The sequence below is a fragment of the Blastococcus sp. DSM 46786 genome, from assembly GCF_900109665.1.
Lineage (GTDB): Bacteria > Actinomycetota > Actinomycetes > Mycobacteriales > Geodermatophilaceae > Blastococcus > Blastococcus carthaginiensis.
Genome location: NZ_FOAO01000009.1, coordinates 150,099 through 163,901, shown reverse-complemented (window position 1 = coordinate 163,901; position 13,803 = coordinate 150,099). Strand labels below are relative to the sequence as shown.

Here is a 13,803-nt window from a genome sequence, read left to right as displayed (position 1 = left end):
CGGGTTGCCGGAGGACCGGTCCGGACCGTCGGCCTAGTCTCTCCACGTGAGTGATCGGCACATCCTGACCGCCGTCGCGTGGCCCTACGCCAACGGCCCGCGGCACATCGGCCACGTCTCCGGCTTCGGCGTCCCCTCCGACGTCTTCAGCCGTTACCACCGGATGGCCGGTGACCGGGTGCTCATGGTGAGCGGCACGGACGAGCACGGCACCCCGATCACGGTCGCGGCCGACGCCGAGGGGATCACGCCCCGGCAGATCGCCGACCGGAACAACCGGATCATCGTGGGCGACCTGCAGTCCCTGGGGCTCTCCTACGACCTGTTCACCAGGACGACGACGGCGAACCACGCGCAGATCAGCCAGGAGATCTTCCTCGGGCTGCTCAAGAACGGGTATGTCTTCCCGAAGACGACGCTCGGCGCGATCAGCCCGTCGACCGGTCGTACCCTGCCCGACCGCTACATCGAGGGCACCTGCCCGATCTGCGGCTACGACGGCGCCCGCGGCGACCAGTGCGACAACTGCGGCAACCAGCTGGACCCGGTCGACCTGATCAACCCGGTCAGCAAGATCAACGGTGAGACGCCGAAGTTCGTCGAGGAGGAGCACTACTTCCTCGACCTGCCCGCCTTCACCCGCGCCCTGGGCGACTGGCTGGCCACCCGCAAGAGCTGGCGGCCCAACGTCCTGAACTTCAGCGTCAACCTGCTCGAGGACCTCAAGCCGCGCAGCTACACCCGCGACATCGACTGGGGTGTGCCGGTGCCGCTCGACGGCTGGCGGGACCGGCCCGACAAGCGCATCTACGTCTGGTTCGACGCCGTCGTGGGGTACCTGTCGGCCTCGATCGAGTGGGCCCGCCGCTCCGGGGACCCGGACGCGTGGCGGCAGTGGTGGCAGACGCCGGACGCCGACGCCTACTACTTCATGGGCAAGGACAACATCGTCTTCCACTCCGAGATCTGGCCGGCCCAGCTGCTCGGCTACGACGGCGAGGGCGACAAGGGCGGGACGCCCGGCTCCCTCGGCCGGCTCAACCTGCCGACCGAGGTGGTCTCCAGCGAGTTCCTGACGATGGAGGGGCGGAAGTTCTCCTCCTCGCGCAACGTGGTCATCTACGTGCGGGACTTCCTCGCCCGCTACGACGCCGACGCGCTGCGCTACTTCATCGCCGTCGCCGGGCCGGAGAACCAGGACACCGACTTCACCTGGGCGGAGTTCCTGCGCCGCAACAACGACGAGCTGGTCGCCGGCTGGGGCAACCTGGTCAACCGGACCATCTCCATGGCGGCGAAGAACGTGGGCGCCGTCCCGACCGCCGGCGAGCTCACCGACGCCGACCGCGCGCTGCTGGCCACGACGGCCGGCGCCTTCACACCGGTCGGGGAGCTGCTCTCGCGCAACCGGCAGAAGGCGGCCATCGGCGAGGCGATGCGGGTCGTCGCCGAGGCGAACAAGTACCTGTCGGACCAGGCGCCGTGGAAGCTCAAGGAGGACCCGGCCCGCCGGGACACCGTGCTGCACACCGCCCTGCAGGCGATCAAGGACTGCAACGCGCTGCTCACCCCGTTCCTCCCGCACTCGGCGCAGCAGGTGCACGAGCTGCTCGGCGGTGAGGGCGTGTGGTCGGTGGCCCCGCGGATCGAGGAGGTCACCGACCTCGACGACGGCTCGCCGTACCCGATCATCACCGGCGACTACGACCAGGGGCAGGCCGGCTGGGGCTCGACGCCGCTCCCGCCGTCGGGCACGCCGCTGGCCCCGCCGACGCCGATCTTCAAGAAGCTCGACGACTCGGTGGTCGAGGAGGAACTCCGGCGGCTGGAAGAAGGGGAATGAGCCGGAGCGCCGCATCCCGCGCGAACCGGCGGGGCGATCCGCCGCCGTCCCCGGAGCCGCTGCCGGCGCCGGCGGTCGACAGCCACACCCACCTCGACATCGTGCTCGACGGCTTCCGGCCCGACGGCGGCCCGACGTCGTCGGCGGAGGACGTCGACGCCGAGATCGCCGTCGCGGTGGCCGTGAACGTGCCGCGGCTGGTGCAGGTCGGTGTCGACGTCGTCTCCTCCCGGTGGTCCGCGGAGCTGGCCGCCCGGCACCCGAACGTCCTCGCCGCGGTGGCCGTGCACCCGAACGAGGCCGGCGCCGGGGAGGCCGACGACGACGCCCTGGCCGAGATCGACCGGCTGGCGGCGCTGCCGCGGGTGCGGGCGGTGGGGGAGACGGGGCTGGACCGGTACCGCACCGGGCCTGAGGGCTGGGCGGCGCAGGAGGCCTCGTTCCGCGAGCACATCCGCATCGCGAAGCGGCACGGGGTGGCGCTGGTCATCCACGACCGGGATGCGCACGCCGACGTGCTGCGGGTCGTCGACGACGAGGGAGCGCCCGAGCACGTCGTCATGCACTGCTTCTCCGGTGACGCGGCGTTCGCGCGGGCCTGCGTGGAGCGGGGGTTCGTGCTCTCGTTCGCCGGCACGGTGACGTTCGGCAATGCCGGCTACCTGCGGGAGGCCGCGGCGCTGACCCCGCTGGAGCAGCTGCTCGTGGAGACCGACGCGCCCTTCCTCACCCCGGCCCCGCTGCGGGGCCGGCCGAACGCCTCGCGGTTGGTACCGCACACCGTGCGCGCCCTCGCCGAGGTGACCGGGACTGACCTCGCGCAGCTCTGCGGCGCGCTCACCACCACCGCCGAGCGCGTCTTCGGCCCCTGGGCTCCGTGATCTGTCGTCCTCCGGACGACACCGCGCCCAGGAGCCGCCCTCTGTTGCGCTGAGCGTGTCCGTCCGTCCGTCGGGCAGCCTCCGGCCCCCGCTCCGGGCGGACCACACTCGGGTAGCGGTGTCGTGACGAGCGGGGGCCCGGAGGGCTCCCGAGCGACGACAAGAGTCACCCCCGCGCAGCGGGTGGACCCGTCGCGGGGGCCGGAGGCTCCCCGACGGGGATACGGGCAGCGGCTCCGCCGAGGTCGGGACGGCTCCTGGCCGCGGTGCGATCCGGAGGATCGCGATGTGATGGCCGCGGTGTCCTCCGGAGGAGGACAATGTTCTCGTGGGTCGTCTCATCGCCGTCGTGCTCTTCGTCGCTCTGCTGGTGCCGGGCGTGCTGCTGGCCCGCGCCTGGGGGCTCGCAGCGGGGCGGCGCGCGGTCGCCGGGGCGGCGGTGGAGCTGGCCACCCCGACCCCCGAGGGGACGGCGACGCTGCAGCGGCAGGCGCTGCACGGCCGGCGCTGGCGGCGGCTGGGCCTGCTGCTGGGCATCGCCGGGGTCGTGGCCAGCGTGGTGGCGTTCGCCGAGGCGTCGGTGTTCCTCTGGGTACCGCTGCTCGTGCTGGGATCGCTGGCGGGCGTCCTGCTCGCCGAGGTCACCCGGCAGCGGCCGCGCTGGCAGCTGAGTGCGCCGGCGCGCCGCCCGCGCCAGGGCGAGCAGATCTCCGGCTGGCTGGTGTGGACCATGCGCGCGGTGGTCGCCGCCGAGCTCGTGCTGGCCGGGTGGTCGTGGTCCTCGGGCGACCTCGACGGTCCGGTGGCCTGGGCGCTGGTGGCCGTGCCGCTGGCGGCGTGGCTGCTGGCCGAGGCGGCGCTGCTGCGCGCCCTGCTCCGCCCGCTGCCCGCCGACGGCGCGGACGTGCCCGTCGACGAGGCGCTGCGCACGTGGTCGGCGCACCTCGTCGTCGCGGCCGCGAGCGTGAGCGCCCTCCTCCCGCTCGGCTCGCTGCTGCTGCGGGTGGGGCTCGACCTCGGCGAACGGGTCGGCGAGGGCTTCGACGTGCTGCCGGTCGCCTTCGTGGCCGGGGGGTTCTCGGCGCTGGCCGCCGGCGTCGCGGTCGCCGCGTTCCTGCTGAGCTGGCTGCGGCCGGTGCCCTCCAGCACCCCCGCGCTGGCCGGCTGAACCCACGGCCGCAGCCCGTCCGGGCCTCGGTCACGCCGTGCCCTTGGTCACGACCGTCCGGGTGGGCCGGCGTCGCCGCAGGCGGCCGACCTCGGCGTGGCCATGACTCCACGTGTCGGCGAGTCGACACTGCGCAGCGGGCGGGCTCTGCTTCACTCGTTCGTGCACCATTGCACGCGCAGAGTGTTCGTTATCGTGTCGTGACCGACAGCCGGGGTGGAGTGACGACCCGGGTGAGGCCGCGCCGGGGGAACCCGGCCGCAGCCGCCCGAGCCGCCGACGCGACCGGGCCGCTCCGGCGGTCCCGCCGCTCTCCTGCCCGGGTTCTGTGACCCCTGGAAGTGTCGTGCGCCGCTCCCTGCAGCTCAGCCTCTTCGCCCTCGTCCTGCTCGGACTGGTGGGCGGGACGCTGGCCTTCTTCCTCGCCCAGAAGTCCGTCTCGCTGACCGTGGACGGTCAGACCCGGGACGTCGGCACCTACGCCGGCACGGTGGCCGAGGTGCTCGAGGAGGAGGGGCTCACCGTCACCGCGCACGACGTCGTCCTGCCGGCGCCCGACCAGGCGGTGGCCGACGGCGACGCCGTCGTCCTCACCCGGGCGCGGCCGCTGGAGCTCACCGTCGACGGGGTCTCCCGCGAGGTGCAGGTGACGGCGCTGTCGGTCGAGGAGGCGCTGGAGCAGCTCGGCTTCCGCACCGACGGCCTGGTCGTCTCGGCCAGCCGCAGCGAGCGCCTGCCGCTGGAGGGCATGCGGCTGAGCATCACCACGCCCAAGGACGTCGTGCTCGTCGCCGACGGCCAGGAGCGCGTGGTCACGACGACCGCCGCCACGGCCGGCGACCTGCTCGCCGAGCAGGGCATCGCGCTCAGCGAGACCGACCGCACGAGCCTGCGGCTGGAGCAGGCGCTGCTGAACCGGATGCGCCTGCAGGTGTACCGCGTGCAGGTCTCCGACGTCACCGAGACCACCCCGGTGCCGCACGGGCGGGTCGAGACCCAGGACGCCGAGGCGTTCCAGGGCGACGAGACGGTCACCGTGCCCGGTGTCGACGGCGAGCAGACCACCACCTACCGCGTGACCGTCGTCGACGGGGCCGAGACCAGCCGCGAGACGCTGTCCAGTTCGGTCACCCGCGAGCCGGTCGACGAGCAGGTCGTGGTGGGCACCAAGGCGCGCCCGACGAACAGCCCGTCCGCCGACGGCCTCAACTGGGCCGCCCTGGCGGCGTGCGAGTCCGGCGGCCGCCCGAACGCGGTCAGCGGGACCGGTAAGTACCGCGGCATGTACCAGTTCTCGCAGGCCACCTGGAACTCCGTCGGCGGCACCGGTGACCCCGCTGCCGCCTCGGCCGACGAGCAGACCTACCGCGCCCAGCTGCTGTACCAGCGCTCCGGTGCCGGCCAGTGGCCGCACTGCGGCCCGCGCCTGTTCAACTGATCCGCTGAGCACCGAACCCGAACAGGCCGACGGGCTGCTGGGCCCGGCCGCGATCCGCGAGCTGGCCCAGCAGCTGGACCTGCGTCCCACCAAGACGCTCGGGCAGAACTTCCTGCACGACGCGAACACCATCCGGCGGATCGTGCGCACCGCCGACCTGCGGCCGGACGACGTCGTGCTCGAGGTGGGGCCCGGGCTGGGCTCGCTCACCCTCGGGCTGCTGCCGGCCGTCGCCCACGTGACGGCGGTGGAGATCGACCCGCGGCTGGCCGAGCTGCTGCCCGCCACCGTCGCCGCCCGCCGGCCCGACCTCGCCGACCGGCTCACCGTGGTGCGGGACGACGCGCTGCGGATCCGCGAGCTGCCGGGGCCGCCACCCACCGCGCTGGTGGCCAACCTGCCCTACAACGTCGCCGTCCCGGTGCTGCTGCACCTGCTCGAGCTGCTGCCCACGCTGGACCGGGCGCTGGTGCTCGTGCAGGCCGAGGTGGCCGAGCGGCTGGCCGCCGCGCCGGGGACGCCCGCCTACGGGGTGCCCTCGGTCAAGGCGGCCTGGTACGGCGAGGTGCGCCGGGCCGGCAACGTCGGGCGCCGGGTCTTCTGGCCGGAGCCCAACGTCGACTCCGGCCTGGTCGCCCTCGTCCGCCGGCCGCCGCCACCGGGGGACCGGCTCGCGACCTTCGCCGCCGTGGACGCCGCCTTCGGCATGCGCCGCAAGGGCTTGCGCGCCGCGCTGGCGCGGTGGGCGGGCAGCCCCGCCGCCGCCGAGGGACGCCTGCGCGCCGCCGGCATCGAGCCCACCGCCCGCGGGGAGCAGCTCTCGGTCACCGACTTCGCCCGCCTGGCCGCCACCGAGGCGGTGCAGCCGTGAGCGACGTGGTGGTCCGGGCGCCGGCGAAGATCAACGTGCACCTGGGCGTCGGCCCGCTGCGAGCGGACGGCTTCCACGCGCTGCACACCGTCTACCTCGCGGTGTCGCTGCACGACACCGTCACGGCGCGGCCGGGGGAGGGCCTGTCGCTGCGGATGAGCGGCGAGGGTGCTGACGGCCCCGGCCTGGTGCCCGCCGACCGCACCAACCTGGTCTGGCGGGCCGCGGAACTGCTCGCCCGGCACGCGGGCGTCCGCGCCGACGCCGACCTCGAGGTGGCCAAGAGCATCCCGGTCGCCGCCGGGCTGGCCGGGGGCAGCGCCGACGCCGCGGCGACCCTCGTCGCGCTGGACACGCTGTGGGGCACCCGCGCCGGGCGGGAGGACCTGCTGCGGTTGGCCGCCGACCTCGGCAGCGACGTCCCGTTCGGCCTCGTCGGCGGGGTCGCCCTCGGCACCGGCCGGGGCGAGCAGGTCTCCCCGGTGCTGGCGGCCGGGCGGTGGCACTGGGTGCTCGGCATCGCCGGCGAGGGGCTCTCCACGCCCGCCGTCTACGGGGAGCTGGACCGGATGCGGGCCGACGGCCGGGTGCCGGACGTGACCGGGCCGACCCCGGCCGAGCCGGTGCTGGCCGCCCTGCGCACCGGCTCCACCACGGAGCTCGCCGCCGCCCTCGCCAACGACCTGCAGCCGGCTGCGCTGGCCCTCCGGCCCGATCTGCGCCGGGCGCTGCGCGCGGCCGAGGACGCCGGTGCCCGCGCCGCCCTGGTGAGCGGCTCGGGTCCCACCGTGGCAGCGCTCGCGGCCGACGAGGACTCCGCCGTCCGGCTCGCCGCGGAGCTGGCCGGCGTCGGGGTCTTCCGCACCGTGCGAGCGGTCAGCGGCCCCGTCCCGGGGGCCCGGCCCGTCAGCTGACGGTGCCCGAGCCCGCACTCGTCCGATGGTGTGCGCGGGCGCCCGCTTTCTCCCGTGAAAGGGGGCGCCAGCGCACACCATCCGGGCGCCCGGCGTGCTGAAAGGGCGCGCAGGTCCGAGCGTCGGCTCGCTCCCGGCTGTCCCACATCCCTGCCCGCGTGGTCCTGCACGGGCAGGGGCGGGGGGTCAGCTGCCGGTCGCCGCGGGCACGCGGCGCTTGGCCGCCAGCCGAACCGGGTCGGGCCACTTCACGTTCCAGGCCCAGCCGAGCTTCTCGAACGCCCAGATCACCCGGGCGCTGATGTCGATCTGGCCGCGCAGCACGCCGTGGCGGGCGCAGGTCGGGTCGGCGTGGTGCAGGTTGTGCCACGACTCGCCCGCGCTGAGGATCGCCAGGGGCCAGAAGTTCGTGGCGCGGTCGCGGCCGGGGGAGACGAACGGGCGGTCGCCGACCACGTGGCAGACCGAGTTGATCGACCAGGTGACGTGGTGCAGCAGCGCGATGCGCACCAGACCCGCCCAGAAGAAGGCCGACCAGGCCCCGGCCCAGGTGCCGGTGACCACGCCGCCGATGAGCGCGGGCAGGAACACGCTGACCGCCGCCCAGACGATGAACAGCCGGCCGGTCATGACCAGCGCGGGGTCCTTGAGCAGGTCGGGCGCGTAGCGCTCGGCGTTGGTCTTGCGGCGCTCGAACAGCCAGCCCAGGTGCGCGTGGAACATGCCCTTGAGCAGGGCGCCGGCGCCGGTGCCGTAGCGCCACGGCGAGTGCGGGTCGCCCTCGCGGTCGGAGAAGGCGTGGTGGCGCCGGTGGTCGGCCACCCACTGCACCACCGGCCCCTGGATGGCCATGGAGCCGGCCACGGCGAGCGCGAGCCGCAGCGGCCGCTTCGCCTTGAACGAGCCGTGCGTGAAGTAGCGGTGGTAGCCCACCGTCACGCCGAGGAGGGTGGCGAAGTAGAAGCCGACCGCCAGGCCCACGTCGAGCCAGGAGAGACCCCAGCCCCACACGGCCGGGACGACCGCGGCCAGGGCGAGGAAGGGCACCACCACGAAGACGTAGAGGGTGACGATCTCCAGGACGCTCTTGCGCCGGCCGATCGCGTGGGCCGGGAGCCCGGCGTGCGGGTCCGCGGGGCGCGGGGGAGCCATGGGCCGGGTGCGGGCAGGAGCGGACAAGGGGCCTCCGAGGCGACCGGTGGGGGGTTCGGCCGGTGCGCGCTGGGCCCGGCTGCGTGGCCGTAACGTACGCCACCGCGGGGGAGGCGGCGAGCGGGCCGCGGCGACATCGGCGCCCGCGCGCGTGCCCGCGGCACCGGCGGGGCCCTAGGCTCGCGACGGGCGCCGCTCCACCCGGCGCCTCCCGGGCCCGCACCGGCCCGGGGATGGGGGATGGGGTAATCGGCAGCCCGCCGGCCTTTGGAGCCGGGAAGTCTCGGTTCGAGTCCGAGTCCCCCAGCGCAACCCGCCGACGCCGCCCGAGGAGTTCCGTGACCCACCCGCAGCCGGTCCCCGCCCCCGACGCGCCGACGGTGGCGGCCGTCGTGGTCCTGGCCGCCGGGCAGGGCACCCGGATGCGCTCGTCGACCCCCAAGGTGCTGCACCCGCTGGGCGGGCGCAGCATGCTCGGGCACGTCCTCGCCGCGGCCGCGCCGCTGGCGGCGGGCCGGACCGTCGTCGTCGTCGGCTCCGGCCGCGACCAGGTGGCGGCCCACCTGGCGCAGGTCGCGCCCGAGACCCTGGCGGTCGTGCAGGAGGAGCAGCTCGGTTCCGGCCACGCGGCCGAGGTCGCCCTGGCCGCCGTGCCGGATCTCGAAGGCTCGGTGCTCGTCGTCAACGGGGACTCGCCGCTGCTGACCAGCCGGACGCTGACCGGGCTCGTGGCCGCCCACGACGCCGCCGGCAGCGTCTTCACCGTCCTCACCGCCGAGGTCGAGGACCCCACGGGCCTGGGCCGGATCGTCCGCGACGACCGCGGCGCCCCGCAGGCCATCGTCGAGGAGCGGGACGCGACCGACGAGCAGCGCGCCCTCCGCGAGGTCAACGCCGGCGTCTACGTCGCGGACGCCGGCACCCTGCGCCGGGTCCTGGCCGGTCTCGGGAGGTCGAACGCGCAGGGCGAGCAGTACCTGACCGACGCGCTCGCGCCGCTGGTCGACGGCGGGGCGCCGACGGCCGCGGTCCGCGCCGAGGACCCCGACGACGTCCTCGGCTGCAACGACCGCGTGGAGCTCGCCGCCCGCCGCCGCACCCTCAACGATCGCGTGCTCGACGGGCTCATGCGCAGCGGCGTCACCGTCGTCGACCCCCTCACCACGTGGGTCGACGTCACCGCGACGGTGGGGCGGGACGCCGTCCTGGAGCCCGGCACCCACCTCCGCGGGGGAACCTCGGTGGGTGACGCTGCCCACGTGGGCCCGGACACCACGCTGGAGGACACCGAGGTGGGGGAGGGGGCCACCGTGGTGCGGGCGCACGCGGTGGGCGCGCGGATCGGGGCGCAGGTCTCCGTCGGCCCGTTCGCCTACCTGCGCCCGGGCACCGACCTCGGCGCCGGGGCGAAGGTCGGCACCTTCGTGGAGACCAAGAACGCGCAGGTCGGAGAGGGAGCGAAGATCCCGCACCTGTCCTACGTGGGCGACGCGACGATCGGCCGCGGCACCAACATCGGGGCGGCCACGGTGTTCGTGAACTACGACGGCGTGGCCAAGCACCGCACCACCATCGGGGAGCACGCGCGCACCGGGGCCGACAACATGTTCGTGGCGCCGGTCACCGTGGGGGACGGCGCCTACACCGCGGCGGGGTCGGTGATCACCTCCGACGTGCCCCCCGGGGCCATGGCCGTCGCGCGGGCACCCCAGCGGAATGTGGCAGGCTGGGTGCGTCGCCGACGGTCCGGAACGCCCGCTGCGGAGGCCGCGGCAGCGGCCGAGGGCCGGACCGAGGCACCCGGGGCGGACCCGTCCGAGTCCTCCCGTGCGGCCCACGACAGCTAGGGACAGCGAGCCGATGAGTGCGATCCGGCAGACGACGAACAAGAGCATGATGCTCTTCTCCGGCCGGGCCTACCCCGCGCTGGCCGACGAGATCGCCGGTCACCTGGGCGTGACGCCCACCCCGACCGCCGCCTACGAGTTCGCCAACGGCGAGCTGTTCGTGCGCTTCGAGGAGTCGGTACGCGGCTGCGACGCCTTCGTGGTGCAGAGCCACACCGCGCCGATCAACACCTGGCTCATGGAGCAGCTGATCATGGTCGATGCGCTCAAGCGCGCCTCGGCCAAGCGGATCACCGTCGTCGCGCCGTTCTTCCCCTACGCCCGGCAGGACAAGAAGCACCGCGGCCGCGAGCCGATCTCGGCCCGCCTGGTCGCCGACATGTTCAAGACCGCGGGCGCCGACCGGCTGATGACCGTCGACCTGCACACCGCCCAGATCCAGGGCTTCTTCGACGGCCCGGTCGACCACCTCTTCGCCCTCGACCTGCTCGTCAAGCACGTCTGCGAGCGCTGGGGCGACCGCGACATCACCGTCGTCTCGCCCGACTCCGGCCGGGTCCGCGTCTCCGAGCGGTGGAGCGACAAGCTCGGCGGCACCCCGCTGGCCTTCATCCACAAGACCCGCGACCCGCTGGTGGCCAACGAGGTCGTCGCCAACCGCGTCGTCGGCGAGGTCGAGGGCCGGGTCTGCATCCTGGTCGACGACATGATCGACACCGGCGGCACGATCGTGAAGGCCGCGGAGACGCTCTTCGACGCCGGCGCGGCCGACGTCATCGTCACCGCCACGCACGGCGTGCTCTCGGGCCCGGCCGTCGAGCGGCTCTCCAACAGCAAGGTCAGCGAGGTCATCGTGACCAACACGCTGCCCATCGAGCCGGCCCGCCAGTTCGACAAGCTCACCGTCCTCTCGATCGCCCCGCTGCTCGCGCGGGCGATCAAGGAGGTCTTCGAGGACGGCTCGGTCACCAGCCTCTTCGACGGCGCCAGCTGACGCACCGGCCCGCGCTGCCGGGCCGTCCTCCTGCGAGGATGACCGGCGTGCCGGCCCGCCTCAGACTCGGTGACGCGCAGGTCGCCGCCGTCGCCCGTTTCCACTACGGCCTCGTCGACGCCGCGCCGGAGCTGCCCCCGGCCGAGGAGTACGAGGACGCCCAGGGCGTGCTCGTGGCGACCTCCGACGGCGAGGACCTGACCATCGCCGAGGTGCCGCGCTGGGAGGCCCCGGCCGAGGTGGCGGCCCGGCTGCACGATCGGGGCTGGGAGTCCCCGGCCGCCTGGGTCGGGGCGCCGCCGGCCGACGTCTCCGGCCTGCCGTCGCGGGTGCTGGTGCTGCTGCCCGCGGCCGGGTTGCCGCCGGACTCGGCCGCGCTGGCGCAGCGCGCCGCCGGATGGGGTTCCGTGCGGAGCGGCGGGCGTGAGGTCGTCGTCCTCCCGGTGCCGGTGACGCCGGGGGCCCCCGAGGTGCCCGCCACCGACCTCGCCGCCGCCTACGGCGCGGAGCTGCTCGGGAACGACCCCGGCGACGGGCGGTTCCGGACCGGGGGGCGCGTCGTCCTCTGCACGGGGCTGTCCGGCGCCGGGAAGTCGACGATCGCCGCCCGGGTGGTCGAGCTGCTCGTGGAGGCCGGCCGGACGGTCACCCTGCTCGACGGCGACGAGGTGCGCCACCACCTGTCGGCCGGGCTGGGCTTCTCCCGGGCCGACCGCGACACCAACGTGCTGCGGATCGGCTGGGTCGCCGCGCAGATCGCCAAGCACGGCGGCACCGCGGTGTGCGCGCCCATCGCCCCCTACGCCGAGGTGCGCAGCGAGGTGCGCCGGGAGGTCGAGCGGCAGGCCGGGCCGGGCAGCTTCGTGCTGGTGCACGTGGCCACGTCGCTGGCCGAGTGCGAGGCGCGCGACCGCAAGGGGCTCTACGCGCGAGCCCGGCGCGGGGAGATCCCCGCCTTCACCGGCATCAGCGACCCCTACGAGGTCCCGGTGGACGCGGAGGTCACCGTGGAGACCGCGGGGCGGACGGTGGACGAGTGCGCCCGGCAGGTGCTCGACGCGGTGCTCGGCGGCTGACCGGGCTGGGGTAGCCTGTTCCCCGTTGCCCGGCGAGGGAGACGGTCCACCCGTACTCCGTGATCGACGTGCGTGTGCCCCGTGGGGTGTGCTGCGCCCGGTCGCCGGCCCGCAGACCGATCCACCTTCCGAGGAGCACACCACCGTGGCTGACTTCCGTCTCGAGGCCGAGACCCGTACCGAGTTCGGCAAGGGCAGCGCCCGCCGCACCCGGCGCGCCGGCCGCGTCCCCGCCGTCCTGTACGGGCACGGCCAGGACGTCGTCCACCTGTCCCTGCCGGCCCGCGAGTTCGCCGCGGCGCTGCGCAACGGCGGCAGCAACGTCCTGCTGACCGTCGTGCTGGAGGGCAAGGAGCAGCTGGCGCTGACCAAGGCCGTGCAGCGCGACCCGCTGACCCGCGTGCACGAGCACGTCGACCTGCTGGTCGTCCGCCGCGGCGAGAAGACCACCGTCGACGTGCCGATCGTGATCGTCGGGCAGCCCGCGCCGGACTCGATCCCGAACCACCAGCTGAACACCGTCTCGATCGAGGCGGACGCGACCAAGCTGCCCGAGAGCATCGAGGTCGACGTCACCGGCCGCCAGGCCGGGCAGGGCATCACCGCCGGTGACCTCGTGCTGCCCACGGGCTCCACGCTGATCACCGACCCCGAGGCCCTGGTCATCGGCTTCCTGGGCGCGCCCACGGCCGAGGCCCTGGAGGCCGAGCTCGCCGAGGCCGAGGCCGAGGCCGGCATCGAGCGCGAGGAGTCCGACGAGGCGGCCGAGGGCGCCGGCGAGGGGGATGTCGTTCCCGAGCCGCTCGACCAGGGCAGCGGCGAGTCGATGGACGCCGCCGGGAACAGCACGGACGACTGAGGCATCCGCTGACCGAGAGCACGGACCGCAGGGGCGCCGGCACCGCCGGCGCCCCTGCGGCGTCCCCGCCGCCCGAGGGGCCCTACCTGGTCGCCGGCCTGGGCAACCCCGGACCGGCGTACGCCGGCAACCGGCACAACGTGGGCGCGATGGTCCTCGAGGAGCTGGCGCGGCGGGCCGGGATCCGGCTCGCCCCAGGCAAGGGCGCCCGGGCCCGCGCTCTCTCCGGTGAGGGCCGGCTGGCGGGCCGCCGGGTCGTGCTCGCCCAGCCGCTGACCTACATGAACGAATCCGGCGGCCCGGTGCGCGGGCTGCTCGACTACCACAAGCTGCCGGCCGAGCAGCTGGTCGTCGTGCACGACGAGCTGGACATCGACTTCGGCGTCGTGCGGCTCAAGCGCGGCGGTGGCGAGGGCGGCCACAACGGCCTGCGCTCGATCACCCGCTCGACCGGCAGCAAGGACTACCTGCGGGTCCGCGTGGGGATCGGCCGGCCCCCCGGCCGGCAGGACCCCGCCGACTTCGTGCTCAAGGACTTCTCGGCGACCGAGCGCAAGGAGCTCGACCTGCTGCTGGTCGAGGCCGCGGACGCCGCCGAGCTGCTGCTCACGTCCGGCCTGGAGGCCGCGCAGAACCAGGTCCACCCCCGCACCTGACGCCCTCGGACGGGCACACCGCACGGCCCTATCGGGTGACAGCGTGACGCTCCGTGTTGACGGCCCGGTCGGCCCGCTGTGAGGGTTGCTGGCGATCAGCACCG

12 protein-coding genes and 1 tRNA gene are annotated in these 13,803 nt (G+C 74.7%); 12 read left to right on the top strand and 1 reads right to left on the bottom strand.

Features of this window, described 5'->3' with window-relative positions:
• Positions 1 to 46 precede the first annotated feature (46 nt).
• The 6 genes from metG to BMW62_RS10365 all read left to right on the top strand — a co-directional run bounded on the left by metG (position 47) and on the right by BMW62_RS10365 (position 7,115).
• A complete protein-coding gene (metG, locus tag BMW62_RS10390; protein WP_091930781.1) occupies positions 47 to 1,843 on the top strand; it encodes a methionine--tRNA ligase in 1,797 nt (598 codons plus the stop codon).
• On the top strand, positions 1,840 to 2,724 hold the full coding sequence (locus tag BMW62_RS10385) for a TatD family hydrolase (protein ID WP_091930780.1): 885 nt from the start codon (positions 1,840 to 1,842) through the stop codon (positions 2,722 to 2,724). The genes metG and BMW62_RS10385 overlap by 4 nt, the downstream gene beginning before the upstream one ends.
• A 328-nt stretch (positions 2,725 to 3,052) precedes the next feature.
• Complete coding sequence (locus BMW62_RS10380; RefSeq protein ID WP_244523950.1) at positions 3,053 to 3,892, top strand: hypothetical protein; 840 nt, start codon at positions 3,053 to 3,055, stop codon at positions 3,890 to 3,892.
• Between the two features lie 346 nt (positions 3,893 to 4,238).
• Positions 4,239 to 5,330, top strand: a complete 1,092-nt coding sequence (locus BMW62_RS10375) for a resuscitation-promoting factor (protein WP_091930779.1) — start codon at positions 4,239 to 4,241, stop codon at positions 5,328 to 5,330.
• Positions 5,287 to 6,201, top strand: coding sequence for a 16S rRNA (adenine(1518)-N(6)/adenine(1519)-N(6))-dimethyltransferase RsmA (rsmA, locus tag BMW62_RS10370; protein ID WP_091930778.1), 915 nt, complete (start codon positions 5,287 to 5,289; stop codon positions 6,199 to 6,201). Before BMW62_RS10375 ends, rsmA begins: the two co-directional genes overlap by 44 nt.
• The gene (locus BMW62_RS10365; RefSeq protein ID WP_091930777.1) at positions 6,198 to 7,115 is read left to right on the top strand and encodes a 4-(cytidine 5'-diphospho)-2-C-methyl-D-erythritol kinase; all 918 of its coding nucleotides are present in this window, start codon (positions 6,198 to 6,200) and stop codon (positions 7,113 to 7,115) included. Before rsmA ends, BMW62_RS10365 begins: the two co-directional genes overlap by 4 nt.
• Positions 7,116 to 7,301: 186 nt before the next feature.
• Here the strand turns inward: BMW62_RS10365 and BMW62_RS10360 are convergent, their stop codons facing one another.
• On the bottom strand, positions 7,302 to 8,294 hold the full coding sequence (locus tag BMW62_RS10360; protein WP_244523949.1) for an acyl-CoA desaturase: 993 nt from the start codon (positions 8,292 to 8,294) through the stop codon (positions 7,302 to 7,304).
• A 207-nt stretch (positions 8,295 to 8,501) separates the two neighbouring features.
• Here BMW62_RS10360 and BMW62_RS10355 point away from each other — a divergent pair.
• From BMW62_RS10355 to pth, 6 genes are all read left to right on the top strand, one after another.
• A tRNA-Gln gene (locus BMW62_RS10355) sits at positions 8,502 to 8,574 on the top strand.
• A 31-nt stretch (positions 8,575 to 8,605) separates the two neighbouring features.
• The gene (glmU, locus tag BMW62_RS10350) at positions 8,606 to 10,114 is read left to right on the top strand and encodes a bifunctional UDP-N-acetylglucosamine diphosphorylase/glucosamine-1-phosphate N-acetyltransferase GlmU (RefSeq protein ID WP_244523948.1); all 1,509 of its coding nucleotides are present in this window, start codon (positions 8,606 to 8,608) and stop codon (positions 10,112 to 10,114) included.
• 13 nt (positions 10,115 to 10,127) lie between these two features.
• Positions 10,128 to 11,108, top strand: coding sequence for a ribose-phosphate diphosphokinase (locus tag BMW62_RS10345; RefSeq protein ID WP_091930775.1), 981 nt, complete (start codon positions 10,128 to 10,130; stop codon positions 11,106 to 11,108).
• A 47-nt stretch (positions 11,109 to 11,155) separates the two neighbouring features.
• Positions 11,156 to 12,184 carry an adenylyl-sulfate kinase gene (cysC, locus tag BMW62_RS10340; protein ID WP_211435071.1) on the top strand — a complete coding sequence of 343 codons (1,029 nt, stop codon included), beginning with the start codon at positions 11,156 to 11,158 and terminating at the stop codon, positions 12,182 to 12,184.
• 145 nt (positions 12,185 to 12,329) lie between these two features.
• Positions 12,330 to 13,043, top strand: coding sequence for a 50S ribosomal protein L25/general stress protein Ctc (locus BMW62_RS10335; RefSeq protein WP_091930808.1), 714 nt, complete (start codon positions 12,330 to 12,332; stop codon positions 13,041 to 13,043).
• 86 nt (positions 13,044 to 13,129) lie between these two features.
• Positions 13,130 to 13,699, top strand: a complete 570-nt coding sequence (pth, locus tag BMW62_RS10330) for an aminoacyl-tRNA hydrolase (RefSeq protein WP_244523955.1) — start codon at positions 13,130 to 13,132, stop codon at positions 13,697 to 13,699.
• Positions 13,700 to 13,803 lie beyond the last annotated feature (104 nt).

Excerpts from the sequence above, each read along its gene's own strand:
- BMW62_RS10385 (WP_091930780.1), top strand. The coding sequence starts at position 1,840 with ATGAGCCGGAGCGCCGCATCCCGCGCGAACCGGCGGGGCGATCCGCCG.
- BMW62_RS10345 (WP_091930775.1), top strand. The coding sequence starts at position 10,128 with ATGAGTGCGATCCGGCAGACGACGAACAAGAGCATGATGCTCTTCTCC.